Here is a 15528-nt window from a genome sequence, read left to right as displayed (position 1 = left end):
TTGGTATTTATGCTGCGTTATCGCCTATTTATGGGGAATAACCACACTACATAGGCTCTGCCTTGCCTAAAAACCAAACATACTGCTGCAAATTCACCCGCCAAAGATCAACACGCCCTACCACTTGTAGCCCTTGCTTCTTCTTCAGCGGCGTTTGCTGCGGTAGATTTTGATTCTTTTGATACTGATGGCGACGGCGTAATTAGTAAAACAGAAGCCCAAGTAAACTCGCAACTAGTACAGCTTTTTGATCAATTAGATGCAGATGGAAATGGCGAATTATCTAAAGAAGAGTTTTCGAAGGTTCAGTAACAGGCTCTATATTTAAGTTAGTCGTAAAGCCTTACCAGTCATACTCACAAAGCAGCTAAGTAATTAATACTTAGCTGCTTTTTTGTGCATTTAATTTAATATATTACTTTTTAGTCACCAAAGTAGTGCAAAACTCGAGTTTGAATATCATTAAATTGCTGATTGTTAAGTTATTTTATTATTGGTTTTAAACTTGCAAATCTATTTATAACTTAGGTTAATGAGTATTTAAAATGGCGCGAATGAGTTATATCAGTAGTGTTGAGCGCTACCACGAATATGAGCATGTAATACACAGCTTACTTGAATCTATTTTGATGAGTATTGAGGATGGGTTAACTAAAGAGCGTGATACCCGCTACCTGATTAAGCAGTACCCATTTTTAGAATTACAATATTGTTTAAATGCAGAAGGTTTGCAGCAGGGTAATAATGTCTGCTTTAAACGGGCATATAGCAAAAAACTAGGTGAAAGTGGTAATCAACAAGACTTAAGCGAGCGACCCTATTTTTTGAACGCTAAAACAAGTGATAGAGTGTGCTTTACTGATCCCTACATTTCTATAGCGACTAACCATTTATGTATATCGGCGATTAAAGAACTAAAAAAACCAATTAATAATCAACATTACTTGGTTGTCGATGTGAGCTTAACGCAGCTTATTGAGTTTGTAATGGGTGATACTGCGCGCGCTAATATGTCGCCTTACTTTAAAGCGGGTTACGGTATTATTGTGGCGTGCTTATTTTGCTTAGTATTATTTTTACTGAATATCGTTTTTAATGATATATACGCGCTATTAACCCATGTAGATACCTCATCAGATCCACTTGAACCCTTTAGTATCATTATTTACATCACCTTGGCATTAGCAGTATTCGATTTAGGTAAAACAATACTCGAAGAAGAAATCCTTATGCATAAGGATATTTTTAGGCACTCGTCTACGCGGCGCACTATTACACGGTTTATATCTACTGTGTTGATTGCTATATCAATTGAGGCGTTGTTAACTATGTTTAAAGCGGCGCTGGGGCAATCGGAATATTTAATGCCTGCAATAGCGATGATGCTTGCAGTAGTGGGGCTTTTAATTGCACTAGCTATTTATGTTTATTTAGGAGCAAAGGCCGAAACGCTATTAATGCGGGCTCGTTTAAAACAAAAATCCTCCAAGTAGGAGGATTTTTATATTACATAACTATTAATAGTTATTTATTGCTTATCTTGCGCGCGTTTGGCTTTAAAGTCAGACTCGCTCGTCCACTTTGGCCAATCGCCATTGTTTGCAAGTTGAGTGGCTATATCAACAATAAGATCTATATCTTGCTTAACACCACCTAACGACCAATCAGCTGAGTAGTCGTCTGCTTCTTTATGGTACTTATGCGCAATGTACTCAGGATCGGTATCGCCCAGGCTCATAAATAATAAACTAGGGACGCCTTGCTTAGAAAGTGAGAAATGATCTGATCTAAAAAATAAGCCATTTTGCGCTCGAGGATCCATTTTAACAACACGGCCTTGTGATTTTGCAGCCTTTGCTAAATAGCTTTCCATTGTCGATAAATCTTTACCGTATTGTAAAATGTAGTCAGTGCCATCAAGCACGTTCATGCCATCAATATTTAATAGACCGACCATTTGTTTTGTAGGTACAACCGCACCCGATGCAAATTCTTCAGAACCAATTAACCCCGTTTCTTCTGCTGTAAAGTTAGCAAAAATAATTGAGCGTTTAAATGGTTTTTGCTTGTTCATTTTGTTCATGATGCGTGCTATTTCAAGCGTGGCTGCAGTGCCTGAAGCGTTATCTACTGCGCCGTTATAAATCTTAGGGCCAGTATCGGTTTGTTTAGTACCAAAGTGGTCCCAGTGGGCGCTAATAACAACGTATTCGTCAGGTGATTCGCTACCTGTAATTTGTGCAACTACGTTATGCGATTTTGCATGGGATACTTCGTTTTTAAAGGCAAGGTTTGCTTTTAAGTTAAGTGGCGTCGCTTTAAAGTCATCATTTAATGCTGCTTGTTTTAAATCTTGATAGTTAAGCTTTGCGGCGTTAAACATTTTCTCAGTCGCATCAAGTGTTAGCCAGCCCATAACCGGTAATTTAGACGCGTTTAAATTGTTATCCATTAACGTGTATTTGGTGCCGGTGTTTGAACTTTCAACTACGCCCCAAGGGTATGCCGCAGGTGCTGTTTCATGAACAATAAATACAGCCTTTGCACCTTGGCGAGCGGCTTCTTCATATTTATAAGTCCAGCGACCGTAGTAGGTCATTGCATTGCCAGTAAAAAGGGCATCGTTTTGAGTAGCAAAGCCTGGATCGTTAACTAGCACAACTACTGTTTTACCAGTTACATCAATATTTTTATAGTCATTCCAGCTATATTCTGGCGCATTAATACCGTAGCCCGCAAATACAACGTCAGAGCTTCTTACATCAATTAATGGCTGAAGTTGCTCGGTACGTGCGGTAAAGTCTTTGCCTGATTCAAAGCTCAAATCACCTACCTTTAACTGCATGTCCTGATTAGCTGTCACCATTGCCATTTTTACAGGCTGTAAGTATTTACCTTTATAAGCACCGGTTAAACCCAGCGCTTTATATTGCTCGCTTAAGTAGCCTACTGTTTTCACTTCGCCATGAGTAAGCGGGCCTCGGCCTTGAAAGTCATCAGAGGCTAGCGTTTTAATATGCTGTTTAATATTGCTAAGGCTTACACCTGCTGTATTTTCTAATGGGGTTTGTTGGCTTGCGGGCTCTGAGCAGCCAAAGAGTGCAACTAGCAGGCTTAGGCTAGCGCTTTTTAAAAGAGTAGATGCCATAGTCTTCATATTGTTATTTAATTAGGCTTTCAATATAAAGGAAGCACCGCAGCGATGTCGAATTTTTATAGAGAACTTTTCATTCAATTGCAGATTGATTTTATAAGGTGTATAAATAACGAACAACCTAAAGGAGCACATAATGAGCCAATGTAAAAAAAGTGGGTATTTATTTATAGCTAGTGGCATTGCATTTTTTGCTGCTGCAATATTAGCTGAGCAGGAGACATTTTTTGTGCTGTCTGCTTCTTTTATAATATTGGGCACTATAAGTATAAAAAAAGCGGCTTAATAACCGCTTAGTTTTTTTAGCTAAATATAAAGCTTAAATACAATACTTGGCACTAAAAGCAAAAAACCAGCATTAGCTGGTTTTTTAGTATAAGTTGCAGTTAGCTTTATGCGTCTGCAAGCTTTACGCGGATCTTACTTTTATCAACAGTAGATTGGTTAAGTGCTTTAATGGCGCTTTTACTTTCTATGTCGTTTGGCATTTCTAAAAAGGCAAAGCCTTTAGATTGGCCAGTTTCTTTATCAAGTACCAAGTTGCAGGTAGTCACTTTACCGTGCTCTGCAAATAAAGTACGAAGCTCATGCTCAGTGGTAGCACGAGACAAGTTACGAACTAATAGTTTCATAATGAACCTAAATAATTATGTCAGTACTAATTATCTCAAGTAACTCAGCTTTAACCTAATTTTATTTTAAAACATATATAAATAAACGTTCTATAGGAATAATTGTTTGTATCACACTGAAAAAACATAGCTTTTATAATTTTAAATAGATTGCCATCAAATTGGTCATGTTAATTGGTAATTGAGTTGTGGTTATTTGCATAGTTAATTGGTAAGTTTATATTTTATTAACTTACTATTAACTATAAAGCTAACAATGCCTAAATATAATCTTAAACTGTGTAATGTAATTACAACCGCACTTCTATCTTGTTTAGTTGTTGGTTGTGGCAGCTCTGGCTCTGATTCTACGGTGCAAAATAATGAAGCGATTACTTTACAAACTCCTGCAATAATTGGTGGTAATAGCCGAGGCGAAGTTATTAGTGATAGTAATGATGCAATAACAGGCTCATTAACCATTACTGATCAACAATCCGGTGAGGCTGCTTTTATAGCACAAGAAAATAGCGCTACAAGCTATGGTTTTTTTAGCTTAAATGCTGGTGGAGATTGGTCATACACACTTGATGATTTAAACGCTTCAATAACATCTTTAAGTGAAGATGAAACACTGCAAGACACAATAACAGTAAACTCTTTAGATGGTACTGGCGCACAAATTATCATAACAATTGTTGGTGCACCAATAACTCAAGCTGATGGCTTTGAGAGCATCTCGCACGTGTTATTGCAATCAGATGGCGTAGATTCGGGACTTGACGCATACACACTTATTGAAAATGCATTCGGCGAAGGGTCAATTGAATCTCCAGACTTATACGCTGGTAATCATGAAAGTGTTGTCCATATTATCGAAGATACCGATACGATAATTGGTAGCCATTTTGTATTTTTAGCCCACCGAGATGATGACCAAGATAAAGACAAAGGTGCAAGTGACAGACAACGCAACGAAATAAAAACCTACGATAAATCACCACAAGAAACACTGGCGTTTGAGGGGGAGACATTTCAATACAGCTGGAAATTTAAAGTAAGTAGCGAGCTTGAGCTTACGAGTAAGTTTAGCCATTTTTTTCAAATAAAAGCCCGTAACGAAAGTAACGACAACACCAATGGTAATGACGATCAGCCTATTATTACGCTCTCGGGTGCGCAAAAAAACAGTACAGGCAATCAACTGCAAGTGCGGTATAGCGCAGGCTTTGACGAAAACGGTAACAGCACGGGTCTTGATAAAAACTTAATTGAAACCGACTGGTCTTTAATAACAGATGAATGGGTCGAGGTATTTGTACAAGCTACATTTAGTGAAAGTGGTAAGCTTGATATGACATTAACGCGCTTAAGCGACAACGCAGAGATATTTAATATAAGCGAGCAAAACATAGATATGTGGCGCGGCTTTAATGATGATGATTTTGCTCGTCCTAAGTGGGGAATATACCGCTCAATTGTTGAAACCGACAGCCTTCGAGTTGATGAAGAACGTGTTAGGTTTGCTGATTTTTCTATCACAAGAGGTAAGTTAGCGCAGTAAACTATTTTATCAATTAGCATGAAAAAGCCGTTAATAATTATGCATTATTAACGGCTTTTTTTATTCTTTGATAAAAGTGGTTATTTTACTTCTTTGCCCGCTGCTTGTTGATCAGCATGGTAGCTTGAACGCACGAACGGGCCAGAAGCCGCGTGAGTAAAGCCAATTTCGTCTGCATACGCTTTTAAGCCGTCAAACTCTACTGGTGGCACGTAGCGTTTAACCGGTAAGTGATGCTTAGAAGGTTGTAGATATTGGCCTACAGTTAGCATGTCAACGTTGTGTGCACGTAAATCGCGAAGTACTTCTTCAATTTCGCTAATTTCTTCACCTAAACCAACCATTAGGCCTGATTTAGTTTTTACTTCTGGGTGAGCTTCTTTAAAGCGACGTAGTAATTCTAATGACCATTTGTAGTCAGCACCTGGACGAGCTAGTTTGTATAAACGTGGCGCAGTTTCAAGATTGTGGTTAAACACATCTGGTGGCGTCTCGATTAATATCTCTAGTGCGCGGTCCATACGACCACGAAAATCAGGTACTAAAATTTCGATAGTGATAGTTGGATTATGTTTACGAATCTCGCGAATACAATCGGCAAAATGCTGTGCACCACCATCACGTAAATCATCACGGTCAACTGAAGTGATTACAACGTAGCTTAGCTTCATATCTTTAATAGTAAGTGCTAGCTTTTCAGGTTCAGTGGCATCAGGTTTTAATGGGCGACCATGAGCAACATCACAAAATGGGCAACGACGAGTACAAATAGCACCTAAAATCATAAAGGTAGCTGTACCGTGGTTAAAACATTCAGACAGGTTAGGGCACGAAGCCTCTTCACATACCGAGTGTAAGCCATGCTTACGTAGCGCTTTTTTAATGCCGTCAATGCGAACGGTTGATTTAGGTAAGCGAATTTTTAACCATTCTGGCTTACGCAACATTTCAGTTTTTTCTGTAGGTAAAACTTTTACTGGGATCAACGCCATTTTTTCTGCGTCGCGTAGTTTTACACCTGGTTCCATTTTGACTGGTTTATTCATTCGTTTTCAAACCCTTCAGTATGCTTAACCTGTGTTGCATTAAGCTTCTTGATCATGTGTTTCACCAATCCTTCACCTGCACTTTCTAGGTTTTGAGGACCATCTAATTCTTTAGTTTGCACCATATTCATGCCCGCATAACCACATGGGTTAATGCGTAAAAATGGACTTAGGTCCATGTTAACATTTAATGCTAAGCCATGAAACGAGCAACCACGACGAACCCTTAACCCAAGGGATGCAATTTTGCTGTCGTTAACGTAAACACCGGGTGCATCAGCTTTAGCATAAGCTTCAATACCATACTCGGCGAGTGATTCAATAATGCACTCTTCAAGCCATGTAACCAGTTCACGTACACCAATCTTTAAACGACGTAGATTAAATAATACATACATCATTTGCTGGCCAGGGCCGTGATAAGTTACTTGTCCGCCACGGTCAACTTTAATCACCTCAATGTCGCCAGGAGCTAGTAAGTGTTCGTCCTTACCAGCCTGACCTTGGGTGAATACACTCTCGTGCTCTACAAGCCAAATTTCATCTGGCGTATTTTCATCACGGGTGTCGGTAAAGTCCTGCATTTTTTGCCAAATTGGCATATAACGCTGACGACCCAGTTGGCGTACGATCAAAGTGTTTTCGTTCACAACAAATCTCAACTATGGCTTAAAGCATGTGGCGTACGTCATCAATATTGCTGATCACGTTGTAAATTTCTTCAATGTGTTTGCCACTAGTAACCGTTGCTACAAGGCTTACTGACTCGTAATTACCTTTGCTGCTTGGTTTTACTTTAGGGGCGTAATCGCCAGGTGCTATTGGTTGTAACTTAGCTAAAATTTGATCAGTTAAGTTTACATTAGCTAAACCCATTATTCTGAATGTAAATGGGCAAGGGTACTCTAGGTACTCATCAAATTTAGTATCTTTAACAGGTTGAACCACGACGGTGACTCCTCATACAAAAGTGTGGACTCTATGCAAGCTCGAAGCTTAATACAGATAGGCAATTAGCAGTCTTGCTTATATGGGGCACATTCTAACATTTTTCAAGCAAAAAAAAACGCCTCACAGTGGAGACGTTTAAATTAGTTACCCTAGTTAATAGGGGAGCTATAAATTACTGCATGATCTGTAAACGTAAGTAATCATAAATTTTGCTAAAGAAGCTGCCTTCTTCCACTTCTTCAAGTGTTACTAGTGGGTATTGAGCAATATCTTCGCCCTCTAGTTGTAAGAATAACGTACCGACTTTAGTACCTTTAGCAAGTGGTGCTTCAAGTGTGTTATCTAGCTCAAAGTTAGCTTTAAGGTTTTTATGCTGACCACGTGGGATAGTAATCGGTGTATCTTCTAAAATACCTAAAGATACATTTTCTTTGTTACCCATCCAAATACGTTGTTCTGCAAAGCTATCGCCTGCTTTGTACGGAGTAATTGTTTCATAAAAACGAAAACCATAGTTAAGTAGTTTTTTACTTTCTACTTTACGAGCTCGTTCGCTGGTAGTACCCATAACAACAGCAATTAAACGCATATCGTTTTTAGTTGCTGAGGTAACTAGGCTGTAGCCAGCTTCTGATGTATGACCAGTTTTAATACCGTCAACATCTAAGCTTTCGTCCCACAATAATGAGTTACGGTTATATTGCTTAATGCCGTTATAAGTAAACGATTTTTGCTTATAAAGTGCATATTCATCTGGCACATCACGAATAAGTGCAGCACCAAGTGTCGCCATATCGCGAGGCGTTGTGAAGTGCTCGTCAGTATCAAGGCCGTGGCTGTTGATAAAGTGGCTGTTGCTCATACCTAATTTAGCAGCATGGGCATTCATTAAATCAGCAAATGCGCTTTCGCTTCCAGCAATATGCTCAGCCATTGCAACACATGCATCATTGCCTGATTGGATAATAATACCGTGGTTAAGCTGATCAACGCTAATTTGTTTACCTACTTCAATAAACATCTTTGAAGATTCTGGAAAGTTTTTAGCCCATGCTTTTTCGCTTACCGTTACCATATCGGTAGTGGCAATATTACCTGCTTTAATTTCAGTACCAATTACATAACTGGTCATCATTTTAGTTAAACTTGCAGGTGCTAGCTGTGTATCGGCTTCACCTTCAGCAATAACTTTACCTGTTGTAAAGTCGACTAAAAAATAACCTTTTGCATTAACTTGAGGTGGTGCCGGAATAATTTGGGCGCTGGCTGAAAATACGGCGGCTGTACAAACTAGGCCGCATACACCTTTGAGGATTTTATGTTTAATAGATTTCATCATACTCATTAATGGTTAAAGTTAAAGATTCGCGTTACGCCATTCTAAAGGTCTTACTGAGTGTAAAGCAAGAACGCGTTTTGAAATTGATTTTGTTTTAATTTTTTTAATACTTCGTCTGCATGAGGGGTGTCTTTTATTGGCCCTAAATGCAGTCTGTAAATGTCGTCTTTTTGAACGATATTTGTTGGTAATTTGTATTGATCTCGCAATGTACTGGCAAGTGCTTCAATATTGGCAAGTGTACTACCTGCAGCTACTTGAATATAGGTTTGACGCGCAGTTGCGCCGGCAAGAGTAACGGCCTCTAGCTTAACCTTTGCTGTACCATGAGTGTAGTAGCCAAGCTTATAAGCGGCTGCGTACGAAAGGTCAATCACTCTATCGTCATGAAACGGGCCCCGGTCGTTCACGCGAACGATTACCGATTTACCATTTGCTGTATTGGTTACTTTAACAAAGCTAGGTAGCGGCAGCGTTTTATGCGCTGCGGTCATGGCAAACATATCGTACGTTTCACCATTTGAGGTGTGATAACCATGAAATTTACGACCATACCAAGAGGCAATGCCTTCATCACTAAAGCCTGTCTCATCAAGCATGGGCGAATAACTTTTACCAAGCACTGTATATGGGCGACTAGCGCTGGCACTTTTAGTTACTTCGGTAACTATAGCGTCTTGCATCTCAAGTGTAGTCGGGGCTCTAAGTGGTGCTGCATCGTGGCGCATGCTATAGCGACTACCAGAGCCACTGCTACAAGCACTTAAAAGTAAAATTAATAATGTAGTAAATATAAGCTGATTAGTGTGTCGCATTATTTTAAAAGCATCCTTTTATCTGTCGCGATTGACATAATAATGCCAAATCCTGCCATTAACGTTACCATCGATGTGCCACCATAACTAATCAGTGGTAAAGGTACGCCTACAACAGGTAATAAACCCGATACCATGCCTATGTTTACAAATACGTACACAAAAAAGGTGAGGGTGAGTGCGCCTGCGAGCAATTTACCAAATGCATCTTGTGCATTAACAGCAATGTATAAACCACGGCCAATAATAAATAAATAGAGACTAAGTAAAACACATACGCCAAATAAACCAAATTCTTCGCTTAAAACCGAAAATATAAAGTCGGTGTGGCGCTCTGGCAAAAATTCTAATTGCGATTGCGTACCAAGCAGCCAGCCTTTACCTTCTATACCGCCTGAGCCAATAGCAATTTTAGATTGAATAATATGATAACCCGAACCGAGCGGATCGCTCTCAGGGTCTAAAAAGGTGAGTACACGCTGCTTTTGATAATCGTGCATACCGTAGTGCCAAAATGGCCATGCGGCAAGCGCTACAATAGAGCTTAAAAAGCCGATTAAACGCCAACTTAATCCAGACAAAAACAAAACAAATATACCTGAACTTGCAATAAGTATAGCGGTACCTAAATCGGGTTGTTCTTTAATTAATAATGTAGGGAGCATTACAATCATAAAGCCAATAATTAAGTGCATTGGCCGAGGAGGTAAGTGATTTCGCCCTATATACCAAGCTACCATCATGGGGACTGCCAGCTTCATTAATTCTGCAGGTTGAAACCGTGTCACCCCTAAATCGAGCCATCGCTGTGCGCCTTTTGAGCTTACGCCAAATAAAAGTACACCCACTAGCATTAATAAACCAACGCAATAAAGTGGGATCACTAAACGCTTTAATGTGGCAGGCGAAAACTGGGCCAAAACAACCATAGCAACAACCGCACCGCCCATACGAGTCATGTGCCTAATCATCATTGAAGAGTCTTGGCCGCTTGCGCTGTAAACAACCATTATGCTACCAGCCATCATTATGAGTAATGCAATAAGCAGTGGTAGGTCTAGATGCATACGCATCCAAATAGAGCGTTTATCGTGCAAAGCGGTCATGGTGTATCGTTCCTTGCAAGATTAACTGGATTGGCTGCAAAGTAGTAATCCATAAGTTGGCGAGCAATTTGAATACCACCGTGGTTGTTTTCTAATACAACAGAAACCACAATTTTAGGATCGTTGTAAGGTGCAAACCCTACGTAAATTGTGTTGTCACGCTGGCGCTCTTTAAGCGATTCTGCATCGTAGCGTTCACCTTGGGCAATACTAACTACCTGTGCAGTACCCGTTTTACCAGCCGAGTCGTAGTTAGTGCCTTTAAATGCTTTGTGCGCTGTGCCTGATATTTTTTGAACTGTATTATGCATTGCATCTAACGATACTTGCCAATGGCGTGGATCTTTTAAAATAACAGGGGGTTTTTCTTCGTTGTTAATTTGCGTTATGTCGCTATCTTTTTTTATTACTTGCACCAAATGAGGTGGATGATTAATACCACGATTAACTAATATGTTAGTCGCATTTGCAATTTGAATTGGTGTAGCAGTCCAGTAACCTTGACCAATACCTACCGAAATAGTATCACCACGCCACCAAGACTCTTTAAAGCGTCCTTCTTTCCATTCTTTTGAAGGTAGAATAGCAGTAGTTTCTTCATGAATATCAATACCTGACAAATCGCCGTAGCCAAAACGGGCCATAAAATCACTGATTTTAGTAATGCCTAATCGATAAGCCGCATCGTAAAAATAGGTATCGCACGACTCTTCAATCGCCTTGTATACATCCACATGACCATGGCCCCAACGTTTCCAATCTCGCCATTTGTGTTCAACATTTGGAATTTGAAAAAAACCAGGATCCCACATTGATGTTGATTCATTTACTATATTTTCTTCAAGCGCTAATACAGCCATTAAGGGCTTTACCGTAGAGGCAGGCGCATAACGACCTTGCGTAGTGCGGTTTATTAGCGGACGGTCTTGGTTAAGTAACGCTTTATAATTTTTGCTGCTAATGCCGTGTACAAATAAATTTGGGTCATAACTTGGGTTTGAATAAAGTGCCAGCACGCCACCATCTTTTGCATCCATAACTACAACAGCGCCACGCATATCTTTAAGCCCATGCTGTGCAATTTGTTGCAAGCCAATGTCTAAGGTAAGTACTAAATCGCTACCAGGTTGTGGCTGGGTCATGCTTAGAGTGCGAATTACACGGCCACGGTTATTAACTTCTACCCGTTGTGAGCCCACTTTACCGTGCAATGTCTCTTCATAGTATTTTTCTAATCCGAGCTTGCCAATATCATATGTAGCACGGTAATTGGTTGCACGATCTTCTTGTTCTAATTGGTTTAGCTCTTTTCTATTAAGCTTGGCAACATATCCAAGCGCATGCGTTAGCGTGTCGCCAAATGGGTAGTAGCGAGCCAGACGTGCCTCAATACTAAAACCAGGAAATTTATGCTGATTAACCGAAAATTTCGCCACTTCTGTTTCGTCTAAGCGGGCTTTTAGTACTTGCGATTTAAAACGACGGGTGTGTTTTATATCTTTTAAAAAGTCTTGTTTGTCTTGCTCTGTAATCGCAATTATTTTACTTATTTTATCAAGCGATTCGTCAAGGTCGTCTACTTCTTCGGGGATGACTTCAAGGTTGTAAACAGGTTTGTTTTCAGCAAGTAGCACACCGTTACGGTCGTAAATTAAACCACGGTTGGGTGCAATAGGAATAACTTTAATGCGGTTATCGTTGGAGCGGGTTTGGTAGTCTTGGTGATCTTCTACCTGAATAGTATAAAGATTAGAAAGTAGTACAGCGACTAATCCTAATACAAAAACAAAACCCACGAATGCTCGCCTAGCAAATAAGTTTGCTTCTGCGGAGTGGTCACGAATAGTGGGTCTATGTTTTAGCATGGCAAGGGGTTACTCGCGATGATAAGGATGGTTGTTATTTAAGCTCCAGCCTCGATAAAGGCTCTCTGCAACAATTATACGCACCAAAGGGTGCGGCAATGTTAAATTAGATAACGACCATTTTTGCTCAGAAGCTGCAATGCACTCTGGAGCAAGTCCTTCAGGTCCGCCAATAAGTAAACTTACATCGCGGCCATCGAGTTGCCATTTTTCCATATTTTTAGCAAGTTGGTGAGTATCCAGCGCTTTCCCTGTTACCTCTAACGTTACAATACGATTGCCTTTTGGAATAGCCGCTAATGTTTTTTCACCTTCAATGTGTAAAATACGTTTTATATCTGCATTTTTACCACGTTTTCCGGCTTGAATTTCAATTAACTCTAGGGCCATATCTTTAGGGAAGCGGCGCTGATATTCTGCAAATCCCGTTTCTACCCATGCTGGCATTTTAGTACCAACAGCAATCATTTGTATTTTCACGTATTACTTCCAAGCATTGTCTAAAATGAGTGAGCGTTTAGCCCCACAGTTTTTCTAGATCGTAATAGCTACGTGCTTCGTTTTGCATCACGTGTACAACCACATCACCTAAATCAACCAGTGCCCATTCGCCGTCGCCTTCACCTTCATAACCTAATGGCTCTGAATCTGCATGACGCGCTTCTTTTGCTAAGTGATCGGCAATTGACTGTACGTGGCGTTTAGAAGTACCAGAACAAATTACCATGTAATCTGTGATATCTGATGTTCCAGTAACGTCAATATGAACGATGTCACGCGCTTTCATATCGTCAATTTTGTCCATAGCAAAGGCGAGTAGTTGTTTTGAATCCAAGGTTTTGTCTCAATTTAAAAATTTAATGGCGCGCATTTTAACACGCTAGGAGTTTTTAAGCATCAATTTGATAGAGCTGATGCACTTCTATGTAATGACTCACTGCATCGGGCAATAGTTCATTCTTTTTATTACTTTTTTTCAGTTGTTCGCGAATGGTGCTTGAGGCCGCATCGAGCATTTCGCCCGGTAAAAAATAAAGTTTACCTGCAAGTGAGTGTTTAAGTGCCGCTACTTCGCCGGCATTTGCGCGTTGCATATAGCTTTTGAGCTCACCTGTTACAGTGCAATGTTGAGCAGGGCGCTGGTACACCACAATATGGCAAAGCTGCGTTATTGCCTTCCACTCAAACCACTTATCTAGGTTGTTAAATGAGTCCATACCAATTAAAAATAAAATAGGTGTAGTGGGGTGCTCTTTACGAAGTTCTTGTAAACTCAGCAACGAATACGATGGACCGGTTCGATTGAGTTCTCTTAAATCGAGTTCAAAATGAGGATAATGAGCAATAGCTGCGTTGAGCATATTAATTCGGTGCTTCGTACTAATACCCGGAGCTGCTTTATGTGCAGGTAATGCACAGGGCATAAAATAAAGCGTATCTAAATTAAACGCATTTACGCATTGCTGCGCCATATTTAGATGGCCTAAATGGACTGGGTCGAAAGTGCCACCAAAAATTGCGATCATTTAACACCCATTAGCTATTTATTAATTAACCGCGTGGCACGGCATAGGAATGTTGAGCGGCTGGCAAAATTTAATACAAATATGAGCAAGCGCTTGGTAAGGTGCAATTAAATTACCTTGCTTGTAACTGGCATCAAACAACGCAACATCACTGTTTATTTGTTCTAGTGTGTGCATGTTTAAACGGTTAATAGCATTTTGAACTGGACCTTGTTGGTTTTTCCAAATTGCTTTTTGTTTAAATAAATTAGCGATAGGTTCGCCATTTAATAAACCAAGTTGCACACTTATAAGTGTATTAAGCTCTTTGGTTATAGCCCACAATATGCTCACGACTTCGGTGTTATCACTGGCAAGTTTGTTTAATACTTTTATAGCTTGTTTGGCGTGACCATTTAATAGCGCATCGCTTAAATCAAAAATATCAAACTTGGCTTGGTTTAACAGACCTTGCATTACTAATTGCTGAGTAATTAATGCATTGCCGTGCAGTAGCGAGAGCTTCTCAAGTTCCTGAAAACAGGCTAACAAGTTGCCTTCGGTGGCATTTATTAAGCTTACTTTGGCGTCGCTTTGCATATTAAGTGATAAACGTTGGCATTGCTCATCAAGCCATCGTTTTACATGAGAGCCCGTAAGCGGGTAGCAAGGTACAAATACACCTTGCTTATCAAGAGCTTTAAACCATGCTCCACGTTGTACTTCTTGGCTGGCTTTAGCGCCTTTAACAATTAAAATAGTATCGGGATTAACCAGCTCAACTACTTTTTTAAAGGTGTTGCTGCCAATAACGCCTGGCTTTTGTTGGTTTAAATCAAGCTCAATAATAGTGCGGGCGCTAAACAGCGACATACTTTGGTACTGGGCTATAATTTCTTGCCAATCGAATCCTTGCATTAAAGTAAACTTAATTACTTCATCAAAACCTTGTTGCTTAGCACTGTCGCGAATTTGTTGTACGCACTGCGCTTCTTGAAAAGGCTCTTCTCCAAATACTAAATAAAAGGGCTTTAGCCCTTTATTTAATTCACTCGGTAGTTGATTAGCGTAGCAGCGCATTATAGTTGCGACAGCTCTCTAACAATACGACGACTGGCTTGCTCACGAATTTCGCTAATAAGTAGCTCAAGCTCTTTTGCTTTTGCTAATGCATGATCCGGATCGTCTTGGTAATTACGGTAAAGCTCAAAACGTTTTTCTATCGCTTTTTCACCTGGGCGTTTAACCACATACGATACGCCATAAGCGAGCTCATATTCAGCAACTTGGCCGTTTTGAAACAGCGAAAGTGTTTGGCGTTCAATGCTTTCTTTGCGTAAATACAATTGGGCTTTATCTTTAGCTGACGATACTAACTCTACGTTACTCGCTTTAAGTTCTTTTTTAAGCTCAGTGAATAAAGTCGACTTTTCGTCATCGCCTACAAGTGTTAGCTGTTTTAAGCTATCAGGCAGGCTAGAGGCTTTTTTTAAATGAAAGCCACAGCTTGATAACAAAAAACAGACTAGCACTAAGGCTAGTCCATTTTTAATGGCGTTAAATGCAGCCATA

17 protein-coding genes and 1 pseudogene are annotated in these 15528 nt (G+C 40.0%); 4 read left to right on the top strand and 14 right to left on the bottom strand.

Going from position 1 to position 15528, the window contains the following annotated elements; all coding sequences use genetic code 11:
- Positions 1–123: 123 nt before the first annotated feature.
- A pseudogene (locus I6E85_RS13190) lies at positions 124–312 on the top strand (EF-hand domain-containing protein); the annotation flags it as partial.
- Positions 313–545: 233 nt separating this feature from the next.
- Positions 546–1493 (top strand): PDC sensor domain-containing protein, encoded by a 948-nt coding sequence (locus I6E85_RS13185; protein ID WP_024591129.1) that lies wholly within the window; start codon positions 546–548, stop codon positions 1491–1493.
- Positions 1494–1528: 35 nt separating this feature from the next.
- Here the strand turns inward: I6E85_RS13185 and I6E85_RS13180 are convergent, their stop codons facing one another.
- Positions 1529–3148 (bottom strand): M28 family metallopeptidase, encoded by a 1620-nt coding sequence (locus tag I6E85_RS13180; RefSeq protein WP_101164086.1) that lies wholly within the window; start codon positions 3146–3148, stop codon positions 1529–1531.
- Positions 3149–3290: 142 nt separating this feature from the next.
- Here I6E85_RS13180 and I6E85_RS13175 point away from each other — a divergent pair, with 142 nt between their 5' ends.
- Positions 3291–3440, top strand: a complete 150-nt coding sequence (locus I6E85_RS13175; RefSeq protein ID WP_007585545.1) for a hypothetical protein — start codon at positions 3291–3293, stop codon at positions 3438–3440.
- A 106-nt stretch (positions 3441–3546) separates the two neighbouring features.
- Here I6E85_RS13175 and I6E85_RS13170 read toward each other — a convergent pair whose 3' ends face one another.
- Positions 3547–3786, bottom strand: coding sequence for an RNA-binding protein (locus I6E85_RS13170; RefSeq protein ID WP_007585551.1), 240 nt, complete (start codon positions 3784–3786; stop codon positions 3547–3549).
- Between the two features lie 256 nt (positions 3787–4042).
- On the opposite strand from I6E85_RS13170, the gene I6E85_RS13165 reads away from it, so the two are divergent.
- Positions 4043–5329 carry a VCBS domain-containing protein gene (locus I6E85_RS13165; RefSeq protein ID WP_024591127.1) on the top strand — a complete coding sequence of 429 codons (1287 nt, stop codon included), beginning with the start codon at positions 4043–4045 and terminating at the stop codon, positions 5327–5329.
- Positions 5330–5409: 80 nt separating this feature from the next.
- Here the strand turns inward: I6E85_RS13165 and lipA are convergent, their stop codons facing one another.
- The 12 genes from lipA to lptE form a co-directional block, all read right to left on the bottom strand.
- Positions 5410–6375 carry a lipoyl synthase gene (gene lipA / locus I6E85_RS13160; RefSeq protein WP_197237001.1) on the bottom strand — a complete coding sequence of 322 codons (966 nt, stop codon included), beginning with the start codon at positions 6373–6375 and terminating at the stop codon, positions 5410–5412.
- Positions 6372–7025: a lipoyl(octanoyl) transferase LipB gene (gene lipB / locus I6E85_RS13155; RefSeq protein ID WP_010554695.1), complete on the bottom strand. Its 654-nt coding sequence runs from the start codon at positions 7023–7025 to the stop codon at positions 6372–6374. Before lipB ends, lipA begins: the two co-directional genes overlap by 4 nt.
- Positions 7026–7044: 19 nt before the next feature.
- Positions 7045–7323, bottom strand: a complete 279-nt coding sequence (gene ybeD / locus I6E85_RS13150) for a DUF493 family protein YbeD (RefSeq protein WP_002958517.1) — start codon at positions 7321–7323, stop codon at positions 7045–7047.
- Positions 7324–7498: 175 nt separating this feature from the next.
- Positions 7499–8662, bottom strand: coding sequence for a serine hydrolase (locus tag I6E85_RS13145; RefSeq protein WP_010554697.1), 1164 nt, complete (start codon positions 8660–8662; stop codon positions 7499–7501).
- Positions 8663–8715: 53 nt separating this feature from the next.
- Positions 8716–9480 carry a septal ring lytic transglycosylase RlpA family protein gene (locus tag I6E85_RS13140; RefSeq protein WP_101164087.1) on the bottom strand — a complete coding sequence of 255 codons (765 nt, stop codon included), beginning with the start codon at positions 9478–9480 and terminating at the stop codon, positions 8716–8718.
- Positions 9480–10586, bottom strand: a complete 1107-nt coding sequence (rodA, locus tag I6E85_RS13135; protein ID WP_007585558.1) for a rod shape-determining protein RodA — start codon at positions 10584–10586, stop codon at positions 9480–9482. The genes I6E85_RS13140 and rodA overlap by 1 nt, the downstream gene beginning before the upstream one ends.
- Positions 10583–12451 carry a penicillin-binding protein 2 gene (gene mrdA / locus I6E85_RS13130; protein WP_024591126.1) on the bottom strand — a complete coding sequence of 623 codons (1869 nt, stop codon included), beginning with the start codon at positions 12449–12451 and terminating at the stop codon, positions 10583–10585. Before mrdA ends, rodA begins: the two co-directional genes overlap by 4 nt.
- A gap of 9 nt (positions 12452–12460) precedes the next feature.
- On the bottom strand, positions 12461–12931 hold the full coding sequence (gene rlmH, locus I6E85_RS13125) for a 23S rRNA (pseudouridine(1915)-N(3))-methyltransferase RlmH (protein ID WP_007585562.1): 471 nt from the start codon (positions 12929–12931) through the stop codon (positions 12461–12463).
- A 37-nt stretch (positions 12932–12968) separates the two neighbouring features.
- Positions 12969–13286: a ribosome silencing factor gene (rsfS, locus tag I6E85_RS13120; protein ID WP_007585564.1), complete on the bottom strand. Its 318-nt coding sequence runs from the start codon at positions 13284–13286 to the stop codon at positions 12969–12971.
- A gap of 55 nt (positions 13287–13341) precedes the next feature.
- A complete protein-coding gene (gene nadD / locus I6E85_RS13115) occupies positions 13342–13977 on the bottom strand; it encodes a nicotinate-nucleotide adenylyltransferase (protein ID WP_101164088.1) in 636 nt (211 codons plus the stop codon).
- Positions 13978–13998: 21 nt separating this feature from the next.
- Complete coding sequence (holA, locus tag I6E85_RS13110) at positions 13999–15036, bottom strand: DNA polymerase III subunit delta (RefSeq protein WP_010554702.1); 1038 nt, start codon at positions 15034–15036, stop codon at positions 13999–14001.
- Positions 15036–15527 (bottom strand): LPS assembly lipoprotein LptE, encoded by a 492-nt coding sequence (gene lptE, locus I6E85_RS13105; RefSeq protein ID WP_101164089.1) that lies wholly within the window; start codon positions 15525–15527, stop codon positions 15036–15038. The genes holA and lptE overlap by 1 nt, the downstream gene beginning before the upstream one ends.
- Between the last annotated feature and the right edge of the window lies 1 nt (position 15528).

Origin of the sequence: Pseudoalteromonas sp. NZS71, from assembly GCF_015864715.1 — a bacterium.
Taxonomy (GTDB): domain Bacteria; phylum Pseudomonadota; class Gammaproteobacteria; order Enterobacterales; family Alteromonadaceae; genus Pseudoalteromonas; species Pseudoalteromonas arctica.
This window is presented reverse-complemented; position numbering and strand designations above follow the sequence as displayed.